Genomic DNA, 22,679 nt, shown 5'->3' with positions numbered 1-22,679 from the left:
TACAAATTAACAGTGTATTAAGAATGTCTTAGCTATGTATTCTTTGTGTATTAGGTACACATTAGATATGTTTACGCGCAAATAACAAAGCTATTAGTAACTCACCAGCTGAATATAACTTCATGATAAAAATAAGATTGTATGACAACAGATATTAAAAATAACATTAATAGTGGTTTTCTCCTGACCCGACAGGTGCAAGATAAGCACGATGCTATATTAATAACCTTGTGGCTGAAAAGTGAAGTTGGGCCCGTCAAATTAGAAATACACAATGAATTGGCAATTTTCTTTATTGAATTAACACATCGAGAAAAAGCTAAACAGCTATTAATAGATCAGAAAACCTCCCTCGCAAAAGAGCAAATAGTTTCGTTAAAGACATTTAAGCAAAATCCTGTAGCAGCATTTTATTTTAGTAACCTACGTAGTTTTTATAGGGCTCGTGAAATATTAAAACTTAATAATATAAAGTGTTATGAAGATGATATTCGCCCAGATGATAGATTTTTGATGGAGCGCCACATCACCGCTAATATTGATTATATTAGTCAACAGCACAAAATTAAGGTGTTGGTCGATAATCAATATCAATTAGCACAACAGGTCAAATGTAAACGCGCTGCACAAGGCGCTGTTAATCAACACTTATCAATGCTGTCTATTGATATAGAATGTTCGATGCAAGGCGAGTTATATTCTATTGGCTTATACGCCGCTAATTCAGTAAATAATAACAGTGAAGTTACTAATGAAAAATTAGGTAGCGAGGAGCAAAACGCTTTTAAGCGTGTTCTTATGATAGGTGAGCCGCAAAATGGTGCGGATGAGTATATTCATTGGCAAGCAGATGAGAAACAACTACTTAAGGCGTTTATTAAAGAAGTTACATTGTTTGATGCTGATATATTTATTGGTTGGAATGTTATAAATTTTGACTTTATGCTGTTGCAAAAGCGTTGCGATTTACACAATATTCCCTTTGCAATCGGCCGAGATGGCAGCGCCCCGTACTGGCGTAAAAATGCTAATAATGAGGATCAACATTTTATCGAATTAGCTGGTCGTGTTGTTCTAGATGGTATCGACTTATTAAAAACGGCTACTTATAGTTTTCCAAGTTTTTCGTTAGATAATGTGGCACAAACTTTACTTGGCTTAAATAAAAAAGTGACCGATGTTGAGAACAGAGTAGAGGAAATAACTAATAACTTTAACCATAATAAAGCCGCCTTAGCAGCATACAATCTTGAAGATTGTCGCTTGGTCTGGCTTATTTTTGAAAAAACACAATTATTAGCTTTTGCTCAATTACGCGCTCAACTTACCGGTCTAGCCATAGATAGAGTAGGTGGCTCTGTTGCCGCATTTACAAATCTTTATTTACCTAAATTGCACCGAAGTGGTTATGTTGCGCCTAATATGGGCGACGGCGTTTCGGGTTTAATATCACCTGGCGGCTATGTGATGGATTCAAAGCCAGGTTTATACAGCAATGTACTGGTACTTGATTTTAAATCTCTGTACCCAAGTATTATTCGCACCTTTAAAATTGATCCTATGGGATTGATTGAAGGACTGAAACAAGCGCAAGCCAATAACCTTAACGGTATTGAACATATTGATAATGTTATAAGCGGTTTTGATGGAGCTTACTTTTCTCGCACTAAGCATTTTTTACCTGATATTATCGAATCACTGTGGCTTGAGCGTGATAAAGCCAAATTACAAAAAAATGCGGCTTTATCACAAGCCATTAAAATCATCATGAATAGTTTTTATGGTGTTTTAGGCTCAACCGGTTGTCGTTTTTTCGATCCTCGTTTATCAAGCTCAATTACGAAGCGCAGTCACGAGATTTTAAAATCCACCAGTGTTTGGATTGAAGCTTTGGGCTACCAAGTTATTTATGGCGATACTGACTCTATTTTTGTCTCTATAGGAGCTGAAAAATCTAAAGACGAAGCACAAAGCTTAGGCACCCAACTACAAAAGTATATTAATGAAAAGTGGCAGCAAAAGTTAAAAGATGATTTTACCATTGAAAGCCAATTAGATATTGAGTTTGAAACACATTTCACACGATTCTTTATGCCCAGTATACGCGGCTCCAATGTAATTAAAGATCAAAAAAGCATTGGTACTAAAAAGCGTTATGCCGGTGTTGTTAATAAAAAATTAATATTTAAAGGTCTTGAAACGGTTCGTAGTGACTGGACTGAGTTAAGTAAAACATTTCAACAAGAGCTATACCGATTAATTTTCAATGACGAGCCAATAGATGATTATATTACACAGATTGTGACTGAGCTAAGAAGTGGTCAACATAATGATCAACTGATTTATTCGAAGAAGATCAGACGACCACTTAATGATTATGTAAATACGCCGCCACATATTAAAGCAGCACTCATTGCAAATGAAAAAATAATTAAACTTAGCACTAATTCTAATAATACGACACACCAATCGCTTTATAAGCATAGAAGCTTAATACGCTACGTGATGACACTTGATGGAGTACAACCATTCGAATTTAATACTAGCAAACTTGATTATGACTTTTATGTTGAAAAGCAATTAAAGCCCATAGCAGATGATATATTGCCATTTATTGGGAAAGATTTTGAATCTATTAGTGGGAATCAAATGGGGTTGTTTTAGATTCAAATAAGTTATACCAATTTCATTAATTAAGTGATCTATTTTAGGCAGAGAAAAAAATCATTAAATTCAAAGCATTTATTTACATAACCAGTTAAAAATATAACGCCGTAGTTAGTGTTTCCTCCTATAAATGATCACTTAGTTTATAAGATTGCTATTAACAAAGGACAAATGCGGTGAGGTATTTAAAATTAATCACTTAAAAAGGAATTCCTATAAATGAAATGCTTAAATATTCTTTTACAACGCTAGCCAGTAAGGTTTATTCGCGGTATAAATAGCACATAATATTTTTAGATGGCTAGATTGCTGTAATTTATATTTTAACAATACATAAGCAATAAAAGTATAACCAATAAAAAATATAGCCAAGAAAATAATAACCATTAAATAAAAAGTTAATATATGTTGATTCAACAACGTAAAAATTAAAAAGTTAATGAGAGAGTTATGACACAAGATACTAATAAATCAAACACTAAGCATAGTAAAATAAATACCAAAATTGTGAATGCTGGCCGAAGTGCCAAATGGACTCAAGGCGTAGTAAACCCCTCGGTTACTCGTGCATCAACAGTCGTTTTCGATACCGTTGCCGAAATGAATAGCGCAGTAGCTAATCGTCATAATCAAACCATGGTATATGGCCGTCGCGGTACAACTACTTCATTTGCTTTTAGCGATGCAATGACTGAGCTTGAAGGTGGTGCTGGGTGTGCATTATATCCATCAGGTACTGCGGCTATTACTAATGCTATTTTAGCGTTTGTTGAACAGGGCGATCATATTTTAATGGTTGATACAACGTATGAGCCAACGCGTGATTATTGTGAAAAAATCCTTACAAAAATGGGCGTAACAACCACTTATTATGATCCATTAATAGGTGCAGGTATTGAAGCACTTATTCAAGATAATACGCGTTTGGTTTTCTTAGAATCTCCTGGCTCTATTACTATGGAGGTACAAGATGTGCCAACCATAAGCGCAATAGCTCATAAGCATGATTGTATCGTTATGCTTGATAATACTTGGGGCGCGGGGGTTAATTTTAGACCGTTTGAGTATGGTGTTGATGTTAGTGTTCAAGCAGCAACTAAATACATTGTTGGTCATTCAGATGTGATGTTGGGTACGGCAACTGCGGTTGAAAAATACTGGCCACAACTACGAGATTACAGTTATTTAATGGGGCAATGTACATCACCTGATGATTTATATTTAGCACTTCGAGGTATTCGCACTCTAGGTGTTAGATTAAAGCAGCATCAACAAAGTGCAATTAAAGTGGCAGAATGGTTACAACAAAGACCTGAAGTTGGTAAAATTTTACATCCTGCTTTTGAATCTTGTCCTGGTCATGAATTTTTCAAACGTGACTTTGAAGGCTCAAACGGTTTATTTTCGTTTGTACTTAATTGCGGAAATAAAGCAGCATTAACTGCATTTTTAGATGGACTACATCATTTTAAAATGGGCTATTCATGGGGCGGTTTTGAAAGTTTAATATTAGGCATTACTAATGTTAATGCTATTCGAAGTGCAACAACTTTTGATTGTGAGTTTCCGTTAATTCGTCTGCACGTTGGTTTAGAAGATGTTGAAGATCTTATTGATGATTTAGCACAAGGTTTTGAACGTTTTAACCAAGTACTTTCTCAAGCTTAACTTTTTAATATCTTTTAATACCTTTTAATATCTAGTAAGTCACTAGCGAGTGACTTACTAGATATTAAGTCACTATTTCCCCAATAAAGTAAATATCTTCTTAGCTATATCGGTATTATCTATTTGCCCTGTAAATAACTCACTTTGTTTACCAAAAGCAAATACCGGTACATCAATACCAGTGTGACCTCCAGTAGTCCAACCGGTATTAGTTCGCTTATCAATAATGTCCATAAGCGCAGTACGATAAAATCCTGCTAGTGTGGGTACTTTATAATCATCCTTTATTTTTTGTTTTTCAACCTCATCTAATAATAAGTATTGTGTATGAGCTGTTGAAAACTCAGCATCAACTTGCGTTATTGCTGAGTATTCTTGGTCAGTTAATGAAAAGCTTAACCAGTTACTTAGTTGTTCTTTTGATGGAAGTTGAGTTTTAGATCTCGTTTCGGAATTAGAATTAGCGATTATTTGATCAGCAATAGATTGAGGTGATTGAGTCATATTACGTATGATTTCTGGATCCCATCGGTATTCGCCTTTGGCCGCTAAAGAAAAGCCACCAGTGCTATGATCTGCGGTTAACACAACTAAGGTATCAGGGTTATCTTCAACGTATGTCTCTAAGTATAACATCACGCTCGCAAGGTCATCTATTTCATGCATTGCGGCAGCAATATCATTATTATGACCAGCCCAATCAATTTGACTTGCTTCAACCAACATAAAAAAACCTTTATCGTTTTGTAGATGCTTGGTCGCCGCTTCAACTAAAGGAGTTAATCTATATTTATTGCTATCATCAAGTGCCCAAGGTAAACCATACTCACTAAATAAACCAATGACAGGTTTGTCAGTGCTTAAATCAGAAACTTGATCGTATTGATCAATATATTGAAAGCCTGCTTGTTGAAACTCTGTGACTATATTTCTATCGCTACGAATAAAGTTAACCCAACCGCCGCCAAAATACACGTCAGCTTTAATACCATTATCGATATAGCTATTCGCTATCTCGTCATAATTGCTTCTACTTTCGTTATGAGATAAATAAGAGGCAGGTGTCGCATGGTTAATGCGGGAGGTTACTACAACTCCTGTGGCTTTACCTTGTTGTTTTGCCCATTCAAGCACTGTCAGTAACGGTTGTTTATCAACATCTACGCCAATGGCGCCATTATAGGTTTTTACGCCTGTAGCTAATGCTGTTGCCGAAGCAGCTGAATCAGTAACATAACCAGAAACAGGTGCGGGATACGTGCTACTTCGACCTTTTAAATGTCTATCAAAAACCGTTTGTTCAATATCAATTGTTGCTGGGTCATCGTGATAATATCGATAAGCAGAGGTATAGGCAGGCCCCATACCGTCAGCAATAACCATAATAATATTTTTAGGTACTGTGTGTTGTAACTTTTCGCTATTCAGATGACTTACAGAGTGGTTAATTGTATTTGCTTGCGCATTTGAAATAAATAAATTAGGGATAACTGCGCTAGAAATTAGAAGAGGTAAAGCTAGTGCCTTAACTAAAGGGGAAATAGTATTCATTTTTAAGCCTTAAGGATGTAATTGTGTGATACTTGATGTTTTGTAGTCGTGTGTATTTGTTTTTAACATTTCTATTAATTTATATTAAGAGTAAGGACGTATCCAATACTCTTTCTCTTTATTTAAACACAAAATTAGCGTTAAACTAACTATATACTTTTAAATAAACCCTTTAGAGAGTCGTTATGTCAGAAGAAACCATTTTTTCTAAAATAATTCGTCAAGAAATTCCAACACCTTTGTTATATCAAGATGAATTAGTTACTGCGTTTAGAGATATTGCTCCGCGTGTTGAAAGTCATATCTTAATTATACCCAACAAACTTATTCCAACTATCAATGATGTTGAAGAAGAAGATGAATTAACTTTAGGTCGTATGATAACGGTTGCTAAAAAACTTGCTAAGGAAGAGGGGATTGATGAAAACGGTTATCGATTAATTATTAACTGCAATCGAGATGGCGGTCAAGAAGTGTATCATATTCATATGCACCTACTTGGCGGTAGAGCATTAGGCCCCTTAGTTTCGGTGTAATGGCTATTAGTTTATTTAATTAATTTTGTACGGTAATAGCTTCAAATAAGCAGACTTACTTTATTTCTATGAGTCAGTAGTTTAATTGTACGTTTATGTCTTTATAGCAATTAACAGATATCGCTTTAATTAACGCTTGTTTTAAGCGTGTAAGCTATTTTTGATTGTTATATGTTCTATTTGTTAGTAAATACCATTAATGGTATTTACTATGCTGTTTTTGATAGTTTTCAATAATAATAAAACTAATATACTAGCCACATATTTTATTTGGTTAATTATACTAATCTATTACATAGGTAATCATCTAGGCTCATTGAAATAGATCACCTAATGAATGGCTAAGGTATAAAAAGGTAACAGTATGTGGATTATCTATGCGCTCCTTGCAGCACTATTTTTTGGTGTAAGAGGGGTTATGTATCAATGGACATCACAAAAAAATATTAATCGTAATTTAATGTTGTTTGGGGTGTTTTTTGTTGGTTTTGTTATTAGTGCTATCGCGATGATCGCTTTAGATCAGCGTTGGCATAACTTGGCCCAAGTATGTGTTGGTTTAGCATTAGGCTTAGGCTCTTTTTCTGCTAACGCGGCTTTACACAAAGGCTTTTCGGTGGGAAAAGCTTCTCTCATTAGTATTTTGTCTGGGTTAACGCCACTTTTTGTTTTGTTGTTTGCCTTTTTGTTTTGGCATGAAACTCTGACAAATCAACAATTAATTGGTTTTGTTATTATTTTTTCGGGACTGTATATCATCCGCTATTCAAATGATATTTCTTGGCATAATTTGCAAGGAGCCCAATGGGGCTTACTTGCAGGACTTTGTTTTTCGGTAAATGATTTATTAAGTAAGCAATCAACCCGTCTTGAGGCTGATATTTTTGCAACCTTAACCTTAATGTTTGGCTTTGGTAGTTTACTCTTTGCGTTTAGCTGGTTGAAAAACAAAAATACCCAACTTAATACGAATGATGCTCGTCCACGCTGGTCAAATACTAAAACCTTTGTTTGCGGTCTTGGTGTTGGTTTGACCAATGTTCTTGGCATGGTGGCAATCATTTCAGCCTTTGCATTAGGTACAACAGGCTTAGTTTCAGCGATATCGGCAATGAATATTTTAATTATTCTCCTATATACGCGTATTATTCTTAAGGAGTCTTTTAGTAGACAAGAAATTACCGGGTTAACAACGGCGCTTGTAGGGATTGTAGTATTGCGTTTAAGTGCGTGAGCTATGAGCTATGAGCTATGAGCTAGATGGCTCCTATTTAACCTGAGCTCGGGAGAATGAAATTGAGTGAGTTAATTAGAGTATTTTTCTTATCCCGTATATGGACTCAGCTTATTTACGTAAAATGCTTTAACACATAATCTATAAACAACCTTACCCGCAGTGGCATGTTATCTCTATCTCGATATAACATTGAAAAAGGTTGTTTTTCACTTTGCCAATCTGGCAATAAACGTTTTATTTTGCCTGCTTTAATTAATGGTAATGCTAAATAGTCAGGAATATAGCCTACTCCTAGACCCTTTTCTACGGCATGTGTCATCATCTCAATTTCATCAACTTCTAAACGTATTAAATGATTAGGGTGATAGTTGTACTTTTCACCCGTCAATTGATTTTCTAATTGCCAAGGTGAAAGATGGGAGCAGATTACTTTGGGTAATTCTGTTAATTGATCTGGGTGTTTAATATGCTTAAATGATTTTTCGGGGTGACCACATAAAATATTACGCGTTGTTTTTAGTTGCCTAATCACCCAATTATCGATAGTAGGATTTCTTACTCTAAAAGCAATATCAATACCTTGCTCTTCAATATCTATAAGCGTGTTAGAAAAACGTAAATCTAATTGTATTTCAGGGTAGGCTAATAGAAATTCATAAAATACTGACCGTAAAAACTGTTTACCAGAATAAATAGGCGCTGTAATAATTATTTTACCTTTAGGCTGATGTTTTTCTTGATGCAAGTCTTGACCGACATCATTAAGTTCATCAAACAAAGGATAAGAGCGTTGGTAATATTGACCACCAGTATGGGTCAACGTGACACGATGAGCATCTCTATTTAATAATCTTAATTGCAGATCTTCTTCAAGTTGCTTGATTCTGCGACTTAAAGTTGAAAGTGGCATATTTAAGCTTTCAGCCGCTTTTTTAAAACTTGCTAACTTTGCAACAGTGCAAAAGCACCGTAAATCATCAAGGGAATAATTAGCTTTCATCAGTGTTTATTTTTTAATTTAGGTTTAATTTATGTTGATTTAATTTATGTTTAATTGCATCAATATTAAATAATAAAAAAGGTCAGAAGCATATGCTCCTGACCTTTTTGAAAGTATTACTTCTTTAAATAACAGAGAATTGATAGCGCTGTTATTTATTATAGGAGTTAATAACTTTCGTTATGTACACTTAATACAGCACGACCTGATGGATCTGCGTTACTTCTAAAGCTTTCATCCCAAGCTAAAGCTTCTTCAGTACTACAAGCAACAGATTTGCCACCAATAACACAATCAGCAGCGGTTGCTAATGGGTATTTTTCTTCAAAAATAGTGCGGTAGTAATAACCTTCTTTGTTATCAGGGGTATTTACTGGGAATCTAATATGAGCATTTTCAAGCTGCTGATCAGTAACTAATGATTCAACATGCGCTTTTAAGCCGTCAATCCATGAGTAACCAACACCATCAGAGAACTGCTCTTTTTGACGCCATAAAATTTCTTTTGGTAAATAACCTTCAAAAGATTCACGTAAAATAGCTTTTTCCATTTTACCGTTACCACACATCTTATCTTGAGGGTTGATGCGCATCGCAACATCCATAAAGTTTTTATCTAAGAATGGTACGCGGGCTTCAATACCCCAAGCAGACATTGATTTGTTAGCACGTAAACAGTCAAATTTATGTAATCTGTCAAGTTTGCGTAATAACTCTTCATGGAATTCTTGAGCGTTTGGCGCTTTATGGAAGTATAAGTAACCGCCAAATATTTCATCAGCACCTTCACCCGAAAGTACCATTTTAATACCCATGGCTTTAATTTTACGCGCCATTAAATACATAGGAGTAGAAGCACGAATGGTTGTTACATCGTAAGTTTCTAAGTGATAGATAACTTCTTTAAGTGCATCAATACCTTCTTGTTCGGTAAAAATAACACTGTGATGTGTAGTACCAATACTATCAGCAACAGTTTTAGCCGCAACTAAATCAGGAGAGCCTGCTAAGCCACATGCAAAAGAGTGAACTTTTGGCCACCAAGCTTCAGCTAGGTCATTGTCTTCAACACGACGAGCAGCAAATTTTTGCGTGATTGCAGAAATTAATGAAGAATCTAAACCACCAGATAACAATACACCGTAAGGAACATCAGTCATTAAGTGACTTTTGACAGACTCTTCTAACGCTTCACGAATCTTAGTTTTGCTTGTGGTGTTATCTTTAATTGCTGCGTAATCTTGCCAGTTACGTTTGTAATACTTTTTAAGTTCGCCAACGCGACTATCTAAAATATGCCCTGGAGGGAATTCAGATACTGTTTTACAAATAGGCATTAAGGCTTTCATTTCTGAAGCAACGTAGAAGTTACCTTCGGCATCGTAGCCTGTGTATAAAGGGATAATACCAATATGGTCACGTGCAATAAGGTAACTATTGTCTTTTGAATTATATAAACAAAAAGCGAACATACCTTGTAATTTATCTACAAATTCAACACCAAATTCTTCATATAAAGGTAAAATCACTTCACAATCAGATGCCGTTTGAAATTCGTAATCTACGTTTAATTCACTTGCTAAAGTTTTATGGTTATAAATTTCACCATTAACAGCTAAAACGTTAGTTTTGTCTTTGTTATATAATGGTTGAGCGCCGTGTTCAGTATCAACAATTGATAAACGTTCATGTACTAAAATAGCATGATCGTTACTGTAAATTCCTGACCAATCTGGACCACGGTGACGTAATAAACGAGAATATTCTAACGCTTGAGGACGAAGTGCATCAGCACCTGTTTTTATATCTAATATACCAAAGATCGAACACATTGAAGCGCTACTCCTTTAATTATTGTTGAATTGAATTGTGGACTAAGTATTCATTAAACCTTAATAAGGTATATTTAATAAATATTGAGTGGGTGTAGAGTGACAGGTTGAGAAAAAAAATCAATAGCTATGAGTGAAGTTTTTGCACTTAAGGCTAAAAATACTCTTATTATAGCTATCATCTTAGAAATATTTACCAAATAGGTTAGTTATTAACTCAACCTAATTTAAATTTTCGTTAAAAAATGCCAAGGTTCTAGTCCAAGCTAACTCAGCATTTTCCTTATCATAACGGCTAGTAGAGTCATTATGAAAACCGTGATTGGCATTTTTATACATAAACATTTGATAAGGTACATTAAAAGTTATCAAGTCTGTTTCATATTCTGGCCAAGTATTGTTAACACGTTGATCAAGTTCACCAAGTTGCACCATTAGTGGTGCTTTTATATTTTTTCTAAGCTCTTTGCTGGCAGGTGTACCATAAAAAGGTACTCCAGCTGACAGTAAGTTAGGCTGAGCTGCGGCAAGATAGTTTACAATATAGCCACCAAAGCAAAAACCAACAGCACCGAGTTTGCCATTACTGTTTGGTTGGTTTTTCAAAAAGTTGGCTGCGGCAACAAAGTCTTGCTGAATTTTTGATTTATCCAAACTCTTTTGCATCGCTTTACCTTCATCATCATTACCAGGATATCCACCTAATGGATATAAAGCATCCGGAGCAAAAGCGATGAAACCCTGTTTAGCTAATCTGCGTGCTACATCTTTTATATAAGGATTAAGCCCGCGGTTTTCATGAATAACCAATACCACGGGTAATTTACCTGTTTTATTAGTTGGCGTAACTAAATAGCCTTGTCCTTTACCATGACCTAGTGGTGAATCAAAGGTAGCATAAGTGGCTTTTATATCAGCATCATTAAACGACACTTGTTCAGCTAACGCATAATTAGGCAATAATGCCGAGGTTAATAATGTCATTGAATAACCAATAGCGACGAGTGTGCCTAACTTTTTCATGAAGGAGCGACGGTCAATCATGCCGTGTGCATATTCGTCGTACCAATCAAATGCTTCTTGTGGGATATCATTTTTAAGTTGTTGTGACATAGTAATCTCCGAATTTAGAATTATATATTTGCTTTATATAATTATTGGCTAATTTGTCAGTAATAAGTAATAAATAAGCGATATGAAGCGAGCAATATGAAGCTCAATTTATGCTTTTAAATAGCTAATAACAATAATTTTTTTTAAGCTTTTGTAACAATAGTTGAATGCTATTTGAAATTTAGCACAGGCTAGTTAAAGTTGAGTTATGCTTTTGAGAGTATCTAACCTGAACTCGGGATAATGAATATATATAACCTAATAATATCAATTAGTTATTGTTACACCTCTACAATAGTTTTAATTATTCGTAGTTCAAGGCGAGAAAACGAAGCCAATAACTGGTTATTGGGAGTTTTCACAACGCAGAAATACGCATAATTAGCGCTGTTGTAGCATTTTGCTTATCCCGAATTCAGGTTATCTAGTATAGAAGGTTAGATTGGAGTAGAAAGGGATTGTAATAAAAATGCAGGTAACCTTGCTAAGTTACCTGCATTGATAGGTGTTTATGTATAACTCATCACATATAATTAATTATACGTATGCGTTATATATTTAAGGATTCTTGAATTCAAGGATTAAGCAAGCGCCCAATTAGCGGCAAAATATACGCCGATATAACCAACGGTATAAGCAATAATTAAATAAAGTGCGTTACGTAAATAGCTAATGAAGTTTAGCTCTTTTACTTTACTCATTGCAATTATACCAGCAGCTGAGCCAATTACTAAAATTGAACCCCCAACACCTGTTGCATAAGTTAGCATCAACCATTCTGTTACTTTCATATCAACGCCAGATTTTAATAAAGCGGCTGTTAATGGTACGTTATCTATAATTGACGACATAAACCCAACGACATAGTTAACCGCAATAGGTGGGAAATGTTGGTACATTTCAGTAAAGCCGTTTAATACGCCAATTTCTTTTAAAATACCTACTAGTAGTAACACGCCTAAAAAGAAAAGTAGGGCGTCAAACTCAACTTCACGAACATAATTTAAAACATCATGATTTTTATTTCTATTAGGCAAAATATTTGCCACTAAAAACATAATCGATAATCCAAATAGGAAAGTTAACACAGGCGGGATTTGAAAAATCACATTAGCTAATAATGTGCCTGAAATTGTCGATACAAAAATAAGTGCAATTATAATATCTGATTTTTCTATTTTAATACGTGTTTTAGCAAGTGTGACTTGACCTTTAAGCTTCAACGACAATAGTGTTGCTAAGGTTAAAACCCCTAAAAATGAAGGGATAACTAATAATAATAAATTAGAAATAGTCACTTTATCTTCTAAGAAAATCATTAATGTAGTTACATCGCCCGTGATTAACGAAACACCACCACTGTTAACTGCGAATATGATTAAAGTGGCGTATTTTAGGCGTTTTTTGACCTCTAATTGCAAATTCATTACTACGGTAATCGATACCAACGTTGCGGTAACGTTATCGGCAAATGATGAAAAGACAAAGGCAAATATTGCAATAACAAACATTAAGCCGCGTTCAGATATAGAGGTTGGCAATACACGTTGCACTAAAGCTGAGATAAACCCCTTGCTATTTAAGTAGGCCACAAAAGTCATCGCGGACATTAAAAATAACCACAAGGTCGCTATCTCTAGCAAATTTTCATTGAGTTGATGACTGGTTTCAGCTGCAGAGTTGTTATGGATAGGAAAAATAAAAGCGAGGATCCAACATAGTGTTCCGAAGAATAATGTTGTTTTGGCTTTGTTAATGTGGATCACATCTTCGATGATTATCATCACAAAACTGATGACAACTAGAAATAGAATAACGTTATTAATCATAATTTATGGCTACTAAATAAATTTTAAGGCTCACTACCCATATATACAACAATAAGTGGGTTAAGCCTGTTAAAGGAAGTACTAAGTCAAATAAACACTGAAAATGAGTGCATTATTGGCTTTAAAGTACAGGTGTTACTTTAAAAAGGGTGACTAAATAAAGTGTATTGGTGGTCCGCGATTACTACAAGTGAAGCCTTGTGTAGAGCAGGTTGTTATTGGCAGATAGGTAACAGTATCGTGAAATCTATTAAGTGGAGATACATGATGGCGTTCATTTAATGGCAGAGGCAGTTCATGATCATCCTCAACCTCAAATTGACAATACACACTACTTGGTAAGTTAATTTCTGTTGCGCAGGGTTGCGCATTACTTGTGCTAATTGAGCAAAAGCATAATAAAAAATACAATAAGAATAAGAGCTTATTGAAAGTCATTACGTATTAATCATTACCAGTATTTTTAATAGATGATGCTGAATGGAAATCAGCTTATGCAACTTTTTTATTAATGGCGTGCAGTATATACATAAGTCAGTTTTAAGGGAATGTAATTAGACCAAATAACGATAAAAACAAGCATGATTTTAATAAATATTAATCATTATTTTTACAAAATTAGCATCGTGAGAGTTTTAAGTGTTTTTCTATGGTTATCTAGCATCGGCTATTGTATTTTAATTGTATTTAAAGCATGGTGTTAGCAAAGTAAACAGACAGTTACTATGATAAGGTTATTACCCAATGAAAAAATTGAAAAATGAAGCTGAATTACTTAAAAAAGCCATTTTAATTGGTGAGAGTTATGCGGTTAACCGCGGTTATAAAAATTTTGATCCTACAAATTCCGCCAAAGAAAAGATTGAAAGCTTATATCGGTTATTAGTTAACGACAAACTTATTCATCCCTTAGCAATAGACAATGAAGATCAACCCAATATGAAACACAAACTCGCGTTATGGATTGCTAAACAATTGCCTGAAGGGCATGCATTACTGAAATAATTAATCTGTAATTCATCAGAAGCGAATAAATAACCAGTATTAAGAAGTGTTATTTAATACGATCTAATCAACAGTTTTAAACGGTAAGCATAACGCAAACCTTTAAAAACGTATTTCAACACGCTTAAATAAAATTGAAAAATAGTTATTACCGTAGTTTTTCGTGGCATTAGCCTACCAAGACTGGTAAATTACCGTCTAAATTTTAAGTAATACCATTTCGTTAATAATAACTGTTTTATTATTGCCGTCTAAAACAAACAAGAGCGGGTTATTCATTGAGTAATAGCGGGCTATTGCGATTGAAATCAACGCAAACTTGTTAATTTTAACCAGCAACAGTGACAACATATTTATTCGATTGGTATTTTTACTAGATATTAATAGCAATAAATAGCAGCAGAGAGCCAATTATGTACCAAACTGACGATGTACGCATCAACAAGATTAAAGACCTTTTACCACCAATCGCTTTATTGGAAAGATTTCCTGCATCAGAGCAAGCTACTCAATCAGTTGTTGCAGGTAGAACTGCAATCCATAATATTCTTAAAGGTAAAGATGATCGCTTATTAGTGGTTATTGGTCCTTGCTCTATTCATGATCCTATTGCGGCGATGGAATATGCTGGTCGCTTAGTTAAATTACGCGAAAAATATAAAGATAATTTAGAAGTAGTTATGCGTGTTTATTTTGAAAAACCACGTACTACCGTTGGTTGGAAAGGGCTAATTAATGATCCTTATATGGATAATAGCTTTCAATTAAACGATGGCTTACGTATTGGTCGTAAATTATTACTTGATATAAACGAGTTGGGTTTACCTGCTGCGGGTGAGTTCTTAGATATGATCACGCCACAATTTATGGCTGATTTTATGTGTTGGGGCGCAATTGGTGCGCGTACAACTGAATCTCAAGTTCACCGTGAGTTAGCTTCAGGATTATCTTGTCCTGTAGGTTTTAAAAATGGTACCGATGGTACAATTAAAGTGGCAATTGATGCAATTGGCTCTGCTGCTGCGTCACATCATTTTTTATCAGTAGATAAATTTGGTCATGCAGCAATCGTTGAAACCACAGGTAATAGTGATTGTCATATCATTTTACGTGGCGGAAAAACAACTAACTTTGACAGCGAAAGTGTTAAATCTGTTACTGAGCAATTAGCGTCTTCAGATTTAAATACTAAAATAATGATCGACTTTAGTCACGGTAACTCAAGTAAAAAATTCGAAAACCAAATGGTTGTTTCTAGCGATGTGAGTGAGCAAATCAGTCAAGGTAATGAAAACATTTTCGGTGTAATGGTTGAAAGCCATTTAGTTGAAGGTAATCAAAGTATCGTTGACGGTAAAGTTGAAGTTTACGGTAAAAGTATCACTGATGCCTGTATTGGTTGGAATGACACTGAAACCTTATTAAGCCAATTAAATGATGCGGTTGCTAATCGTCGCAAAGCGAATAGCTAGTCTGTGTCGCTTATATATGTTCTAAGCTAACCATTTCTTTTAGAGCTTATATATGTTCTAAGCTAACCATTTCTTTTAGTTTGAAATCATGCTAAAACGTCTAATTAATTCTTTTTAATTAGACGTTTTTTTATGCCTCAAACGCCAGTAACTAATTCATCCGCAACTACTTCATCCGTTCAATCACAATCATCGATAGCAGACCAGGTTCAAGCTAGCCAAACGTCTATTGCTGCTATATTAACTAAAATTGAAAGTGTTGTTTTAGGTAAGCCTAAAGAATGTAAGTTAGCTCTTGCCTGTATTCTGGCACAAGGTCACTTATTAATTGAAGATTTACCCGGTATGGGAAAAACCACCTTGTCTCATGTGTTGGCAACCACTTTAGGTTTGAGTTACCAACGCACGCAATTTACTAATGATTTGCTGCCTGCGGATGTACTCGGTTTTTCAATTTTTGATAAAGAAAGTAATCGTTTTGAATTACACAAAGGACCTATTTTTAATCAAGTGGTACTTGCCGATGAAATTAATCGCGCTAGTCCTAAAACGCAAAGTGCATTATTAGAAGCAATGGCTGAGCATCAAGTGAGTATAGATGGAGTAACTCATGAGTTACCGACGCCATTTTTTGTTATTGCCACACAAAACCCGCTATTTCATGCAGGTACTTACCCTTTACCTGAATCGCAACTAGATCGCTTCATGATGCGGTTGTCACTTGGCTTTCCTGATTTAAAAGCAGAGAAGAAGATCCTATTAAGTACTTCACAGCGTACTAATCAAAGAGATAAAAAGTCTCCTGTTGAAAATGAAGTGGTAATTGATCATAACGAATTGATTACTATGCAAGATGCTGTTTCACAGGTATCAGTATCTAATGACGTGCTGGAATATGTTATTGCCTTAAGCCATGTCAGCAGAAGCGCATACACATCAAACATTAGCACTCTTCACACAAACCAAATGAACGAGCCAATTAGTTGCAAGCCATTGTCACCACGTGCGTCAAAGGCATTATTACAAGCAGCAAAGGCAATGGCCTTTATTGATAATCGAGATTACGTTCTTCCTGATGACGTACAAGCAGTGTTTTATGTTGTTTGTCAGCATCGTTTAGAGATGCAACCAAGCCAACAGTTAGGTGCCAGTCATTCAGATTTAACACGGGTTGCGAATCAAATACTTAAACATGTAGATGTGTTAAATCCACTAGGTCATATGTAGACGTTATTATGGCTGTATTAGCGCTGTTTAGCTTACCTAATCTATTTTCCAAGTTAGTACCTAAGTCGGTTCTAGATTATTTTCATAAAAAATTTGAACATTGGCTATCACAACGAATTCCTTGTCAGCGCGAGCATAGCTTAAATAGCCGTAACATCATGATTTATCCTACGCGTTTTGGTTTATGTTATTTAGGCTTTGTCGTTTTAGTATTTTTATTAGGTACTAATTACCAAAACAATATCATTTTGCTTTTCAGTTATTTACTGGCAAGTTTATTTATTACCATAATGTTTCATAGTTTTTATAATTTTTCACAATTACGTTTTCAAAGCCAGCCATCACAGCAAGGTTATGTTGAAGAAATACTGTATTTTCCTATTAATATAATGGCAAATAAACCCCATTACGATATCAATATTCACTTTACTGACAAAACACTTAAATGCTCGGTAGAAAAAGTTGAACAGTGTGTTCAAGGTCTACAAACAATAAACTTAGCGTATAAGTCATCAAAACGCGGTAAACATTTTTTAGGCAGAGTAACCGTTTTTAGTGAATACTCGTTAGGCTTTTTTAAAAGTAAAACGGTATTAAACTTTGGTCATTTTGCTATTGTTTATCCTAAAGCTAAAAGCTTAGTAGCAGGGCAATATCAACTATCAGGACTATCAGAAGAAAACAACACGATAGACAGCTTTCAAACGGCTAATCTTCCTGGTACTGATGATTTTTCTGAATTGAAAGGTTTTGTTCAAGGTGAATCAAAGTCGAGAACGGCTTGGAAACTTCTGGCTAAAGGGCAAGGACACTATTCTAAGCACTATCAAGGAAGCCAGGGAGATTTACAGTGGTTAAAATTAAGTGAAATGCCAGGTAATGATATCGAAACTAAATTGAGTTATTTGAGTTTTCTTGTTAGTGAATTTTCCGCAACCAACCAAACTTTTGGACTGCAACTTTACCCTGAAAACATAACTAAGAACATAGTCCCAAATATCGGAATTGAGCACCAAGCTGCTTGTTTGACTGCGTTGGCTTTATACTCATGATATTCAGAACTAAAACGCGCCTTAGCCCCACAACTAAATCTTTACCACAAGAAAAAAATCAGCCTAAGCATAGGTTTACGTTAAACAAAAAAACGGCTTGGCTGCTCTTGCTGTGTCAATGTTTAAATATTTCTGTTATCGCGATGGAATTAAGCACTTGGATGTTGTCAGTTATTGTTTTATCGCTTGTTTGGCAGGCTATTTTATTAAATAAAAAATACGCTTTAGTCAATAAAAATAACAAACGCGAAAAAAACGCTCGGGTGCAAAAGAAGGTTGTTGCTAAACGACTGTTTTCTGGGGTCAACTTTTCTACAATTTCGCTGGCGTTATTTGCCATACTTGGTTGTATTGCTATTGCAGTAACGGCAAAACAAGTTGGTTTACTGATTAGTATGTTGCATCTGTTGTGTTTTTCTTATGCTATTAAGGCATTTGAATTAAAAGCTCGTAGTGATTTTTATCAGTTATCGATCTTAGGCATATTTGTATTAGCGTCGTCGTTAATTTTTAGACAAAACTTAGCTTTTTCAATGTTAGTTCTTGCATTATTAGTTATCAATTTAGCGGTATTGTTACAGTTTTTTTCAACGGCGAAAAAGTTCTTAACTGATATTAAAGTTATCGTTATTTTACTTGCGCAAAGTGCGGTGTTAGCCGTGGTGCTATTTTTATTTTTTCCTCGTTTATCACCTTTTTGGCAAATGCCGACTAATAAATCGGCGCAAACTGGTTTGTCTGACAGTGTTAAACCGGGCGATATTGCAAATTTAACCCGCTCGACAAAATTGGCATTTCGCGCTGACTTTAATCAACAATCTATTCCAAACTATTCTCAGCTATATTGGCGAGCTATGGTGTTAGAAAATTATGATGGTAGGCAGTGGACTCGAAATAAACAAGATTCAAGAATTAGATCCAAAGATAACTTAGCAACTAAACTCGAATATCAATCGAATACATCGTTAGAGCAAGACTTTCGACATGCTATTGTTGCTTCTGGTGTTGCCCCGTTGAATTATCAAATAACCGTAGAGCCTAGTTTTCAAAAATATTTATTTGTCTTGGCGCCAGCGGTATTAGCAACGGATGAAGAAGGTGTAATTAGCAGTATTAATAACGCTGTAAACACTAAGATTAATGCAGGGATTAAAGCTAACGAAGATTACACTTTCTCAAGTGAAAAAATAATATCTCAAGCACAATCGTATCAATTAACTAGTTATTTATCCGCGCCATTATCGTTAGTGTTATCAAATAATAGCCGTAATATAAACTTAAAATACCCTCAAGGTAGTAATCCAAAACTGGAGCAATTATCACTGACATTAAAGCAAGATTACCCTGAGCCTGAAGATCGCGCTCAAGCGGTATTGGATCAAATTAACCAACAAGAATTCTCGTATACCTTGCAACCACCACCACTGAGTAATAATAGCTTAGATCAATTCTATTTTGACACGCAAGCCGGATTTTGTGTGCATTATGCCAGCACATTTACTTTTATTATGCGAGCCTCAGGTATACCTGCTCGAATGGTGACAGGGTATTTAGGAGGTGAATATAACGGTAGTAATACTAATGAGAGTAATACAGAACAAACACAACAAGGAAAAACAAAAGGGCATTTAAGTATTTACCAATACGACGCACATGCTTGGTCGGAAATTTGGATAGAAAACAAAGGCTGGATAAGAGTAGATCCCACCAGCGCAGTTGATCCACAGCGAGTTAATTCAGGTTGGTCCAATGACTTACTGCAACAACAATCCAATTTGAATAATGACTTTTTTAGTTTATATCAAGTTAAAAATATTAAATGGATGAATAGTTTACGTTTACAATTTGATGCCCTTGATTACCAATGGACCCGTTGGGTAATTGGCTTTACCTCAGAGCGGCAAATAGATTTATTTAAACGTTGGTTTGGTAAAATGGCTTCCTGGAAGTTAGCCTTAATTATTGCTGTGTCATTAACGGTGAGTATGCTCATACTGCTTTTATTATTACACTTTATTAATAGAGCAAAACGCATACCTGAACCTTTAACCCCTTGGCAAATATTATACAGCAAAACTCTGAGACAATTAGCCAAGCAGGGCATAGAAAAACCTGTTTCGATGACAACGAATGATTTTGCAAAATTTATACGAGAGCAATACCCAGAATTAGCTCTTAGTTTTACGCGGTTAACGGTAAGTTATAATGCCTTATGTTATCAACCTTTACCTTTAGAAGAAAAGCAAAAAATGATAGCCTTATTGACACGGCAAAGCAAAGAATTCATTTCGATACTAAAGAAATTAAATTAAAATAAAAAGGTATAAATGTTAGTTTTGATCACCAATCGCTTATTTCACCTCGGCTAGCTCTTCGTTATTACTTTATGACCGTTACACTAAGGGCATCTCTTAACCAACTGCCGGCTTGTCCTAAACGTACGCTTGACGACCATAATAAGTCTACACCTACCATTAATTCAGTATGAGGATATGATGTTAACTGTAATTCGATTATTTGGTCTTTAAGATGTAATTCAGATATTAATTCTTTAGGTATTGTTGCCCAACCAAGCCCAGTACACAAGGTGTTCATCAAAGCAAAATAACTTTCCATGTGCCATTGATTGGTACCATTGAGGTATTCACTTGTGGGTAATTTATCTTGTAATGGCGAATAAATTAATTGTCGGTATTGGTTTAAGTCATCAAAGTTGACATGCGCTAATTTGGCTAAGGCATGATCTTTATGAACCACATTTGCAAAAGCGATATTACCTAACCGCTTAAAATGAATATCTTGAGGATAGTGCTCGCCAGTACACATAACCGCTAAGGAAGCTTTTTCTTGCTCAATAAGTTGTTGAATATAAGAAGATGAGTAATGCAATATATTTAAATCAACAAAAGGAAATTTTTCACTAAACTGCGATAATAACGAGTTTAATAATTGAAAAGGTATAGTATCACCAATGGCTATAGTCAATTGACTTTCAAGCTCTGATTCTAGGCTATTTGCGCGACTCTCCATCGATGAGCATTGTCGTAAAATAGCTTCGGCATCTCGCAATAAAGACCTACCATGGTTAGTTATGGTTGGATAACGACCACTTCGGTCAAATAAATTAACAGCCAAATCAATTTCTAAATTAGCAACAGCAATGCTTATAGCTGATTGTGACTTTCCTAGCTTTCTCGCAGCTGCAGAAAACGACTTTTCGTTTGCAACTGCACAAAAAGCGGTCAATTGTTCTAATGATAAACGCACATGTTACACCTATTAAAAAAATTAATAGGTCCTATTTTGCAGCACAATAGTTAAAGAGTAAACTTACTTTAGAGTTATATAGCAATATATAGCTGTATTGCAGTAGCTTAGTCTTTTGATCAAGAAGGTTACTATCAAATATAATATAGGTAGAGACTCTAAATATGCTTCGTATGTATCAAATTTATAAATACTTTTTGTGCGCTTTGATGTTTATCATCGGTTTGCAGAGTCACTTTATTCAAGCAAAAGAAAAAATAATTATTGATGCTGATGTAGGCATTGATGACACCATGGCAATTTTATATGCCTCAGCCTCACCTGTATTTGAACTAATAGGATTAACAACCACTTTTGGTAATGCTTCTATTGAAAACAGCACTAGAAATGCATGTTATATCATTGAGCGCTTAGGTCTTGATATTCCTGTTGTGCAAGGCGCAAGTGTACCCTTGATTATAGCCCCTGAACCACCAACAGATTTTGTCCATGGCGATAATGGTTTAGGAAATGTCATTGTACCTACAGTACATAAAAAGCCACAAAGTACTCTGTCGGCAGCTCAGTTTATTATAGAGCAGAGTAAGTTATATCCCAATGAATTAACCTTAGTGCCTATTGGACGTCTGACTAATATTGCCTTGGCGCTTCGTCTTGATCCAACACTAGCTAGTAGAATTAAACGTGTTGTTATCATGGGCGGTGCTTTTGAAGTCCCTGGTAATGTAACCCCAGTGGCTGAAGCTAATATTATCGGCGACCCTCACGCCGCAGATATCGTCTTTCAAGCAGACTGGGATGTTGTGACTATTCCTTTAGATGTTACGACGAAAATTATGGTCGTTGAGAAGGATTTAGCACAAGTGGCTATAAGTAACCCGCTTGCTGGCGGTTTTATTAAAGAGTTCACTCAGTTTTATTTAGACTTTCATTACGAGCAAGGTTTAAACGGTTTTTATATACACGATCCTTCCCCCTTCATTTATTTAGAACAACCAGAGTTGTTTAGTACTAAAAATGCAGCAATTCGCGTAGTGACACAGGGGATGGCAATAGGCCAGACAATCGCTGCCTTTTCACCACAAAGAGAACGTTTACCACAGTGGCAACATGTCAAAGTCAATACATATGCTAACCAAGTTGACAGTGATAAAGCCAAAAAGCTGTTATTAACACGCTTTAGTGAAGTTAACTTTATTAAATAGTCCTTTCAATTTTTGATG

At 35.3% G+C, this 22,679-nt stretch carries 16 protein-coding genes; 10 read left to right on the top strand and 6 right to left on the bottom strand.

All coding sequences use genetic code 11. The features are described 5' to 3' along the window. The first annotated feature begins 141 nt into the window (after positions 1-141). Both CWS31_RS15070 and CWS31_RS15065 read left to right on the top strand, forming a co-directional pair. Positions 142-2,664 (top strand): DNA polymerase II, encoded by a 2,523-nt coding sequence (locus tag CWS31_RS15070; protein WP_101345740.1) that lies wholly within the window; start codon positions 142-144, stop codon positions 2,662-2,664. A 453-nt stretch (positions 2,665-3,117) separates the two neighbouring features. Next, positions 3,118-4,335, top strand: coding sequence for a cystathionine beta-lyase (locus CWS31_RS15065; RefSeq protein WP_101345739.1), 1,218 nt, complete (start codon positions 3,118-3,120; stop codon positions 4,333-4,335). Between the two features lie 72 nt (positions 4,336-4,407). On the opposite strand, the gene CWS31_RS15060 is transcribed toward CWS31_RS15065, so the two are convergent. Then, a complete protein-coding gene (locus tag CWS31_RS15060) occupies positions 4,408-5,886 on the bottom strand; it encodes an alkaline phosphatase (protein ID WP_101345738.1) in 1,479 nt (492 codons plus the stop codon). A gap of 185 nt (positions 5,887-6,071) precedes the next feature. Between CWS31_RS15060 and CWS31_RS15055 the strand changes: the two genes are divergently transcribed. Then, positions 6,072-6,422 (top strand): HIT domain-containing protein, encoded by a 351-nt coding sequence (locus CWS31_RS15055; RefSeq protein WP_101345737.1) that lies wholly within the window; start codon positions 6,072-6,074, stop codon positions 6,420-6,422. Between the two features lie 364 nt (positions 6,423-6,786). After that, positions 6,787-7,656 (top strand): DMT family transporter, encoded by an 870-nt coding sequence (locus CWS31_RS15050; protein WP_101345736.1) that lies wholly within the window; start codon positions 6,787-6,789, stop codon positions 7,654-7,656. Positions 7,657-7,771: 115 nt separating this feature from the next. On the opposite strand, the gene CWS31_RS15045 is transcribed toward CWS31_RS15050, so the two are convergent. The 4 genes from CWS31_RS15045 to nhaD form a co-directional block, all read right to left on the bottom strand. Continuing rightward, positions 7,772-8,659, bottom strand: coding sequence for a LysR family transcriptional regulator (locus CWS31_RS15045; protein ID WP_101345735.1), 888 nt, complete (start codon positions 8,657-8,659; stop codon positions 7,772-7,774). Between the two features lie 167 nt (positions 8,660-8,826). Next, entirely contained in the window at positions 8,827-10,491 is a 1,665-nt protein-coding gene (asnB, locus tag CWS31_RS15040; protein ID WP_101345734.1) for an asparagine synthase B, read from the bottom strand. A gap of 222 nt (positions 10,492-10,713) precedes the next feature. Continuing rightward, positions 10,714-11,604, bottom strand: a complete 891-nt coding sequence (locus CWS31_RS15035; protein WP_101345733.1) for a dienelactone hydrolase family protein — start codon at positions 11,602-11,604, stop codon at positions 10,714-10,716. A 581-nt stretch (positions 11,605-12,185) separates the two neighbouring features. Next, the gene (nhaD, locus tag CWS31_RS15030) at positions 12,186-13,433 is read right to left on the bottom strand and encodes a sodium:proton antiporter NhaD (RefSeq protein WP_101345732.1); all 1,248 of its coding nucleotides are present in this window, start codon (positions 13,431-13,433) and stop codon (positions 12,186-12,188) included. 744 nt (positions 13,434-14,177) lie between these two features. Here nhaD and CWS31_RS15025 point away from each other — a divergent pair. From CWS31_RS15025 to CWS31_RS15005, 5 genes are all read left to right on the top strand, one after another. Then, positions 14,178-14,438 (top strand): DUF5062 family protein, encoded by a 261-nt coding sequence (locus CWS31_RS15025; protein WP_101345731.1) that lies wholly within the window; start codon positions 14,178-14,180, stop codon positions 14,436-14,438. Positions 14,439-14,851: 413 nt separating this feature from the next. Beyond that, positions 14,852-15,910: a 3-deoxy-7-phosphoheptulonate synthase AroG gene (gene aroG / locus CWS31_RS15020; RefSeq protein WP_101345730.1), complete on the top strand. Its 1,059-nt coding sequence runs from the start codon at positions 14,852-14,854 to the stop codon at positions 15,908-15,910. 132 nt (positions 15,911-16,042) lie between these two features. Next, positions 16,043-17,137: an AAA family ATPase gene (locus CWS31_RS15015; protein ID WP_101345729.1), complete on the top strand. Its 1,095-nt coding sequence runs from the start codon at positions 16,043-16,045 to the stop codon at positions 17,135-17,137. An 8-nt stretch (positions 17,138-17,145) separates the two neighbouring features. Next, a complete protein-coding gene (locus CWS31_RS15010; RefSeq protein WP_101345728.1) occupies positions 17,146-18,189 on the top strand; it encodes a DUF58 domain-containing protein in 1,044 nt (347 codons plus the stop codon). Next, on the top strand, positions 18,186-20,501 hold the full coding sequence (locus CWS31_RS15005) for a transglutaminase TgpA family protein (protein ID WP_101345727.1): 2,316 nt from the start codon (positions 18,186-18,188) through the stop codon (positions 20,499-20,501). Before CWS31_RS15010 ends, CWS31_RS15005 begins: the two co-directional genes overlap by 4 nt. 67 nt (positions 20,502-20,568) lie before the next feature. Here the strand turns inward: CWS31_RS15005 and CWS31_RS15000 are convergent, their stop codons facing one another. After that, positions 20,569-21,456 (bottom strand): LysR family transcriptional regulator, encoded by an 888-nt coding sequence (locus CWS31_RS15000; protein ID WP_101345726.1) that lies wholly within the window; start codon positions 21,454-21,456, stop codon positions 20,569-20,571. A gap of 209 nt (positions 21,457-21,665) precedes the next feature. Here CWS31_RS15000 and CWS31_RS14995 point away from each other — a divergent pair, with 209 nt between their 5' ends. Continuing rightward, the gene (locus CWS31_RS14995; protein WP_170252897.1) at positions 21,666-22,661 is read left to right on the top strand and encodes a nucleoside hydrolase; all 996 of its coding nucleotides are present in this window, start codon (positions 21,666-21,668) and stop codon (positions 22,659-22,661) included. Positions 22,662-22,679: the final 18 nt, after the last annotated feature.

Origin of the sequence: Colwellia echini, assembly GCF_002843355.2 — a bacterium.
GTDB classification, from domain to species: Bacteria; Pseudomonadota; Gammaproteobacteria; order Enterobacterales; family Alteromonadaceae; genus Colwellia; species Colwellia echini.
This window is presented reverse-complemented; position numbering and strand designations above follow the sequence as displayed.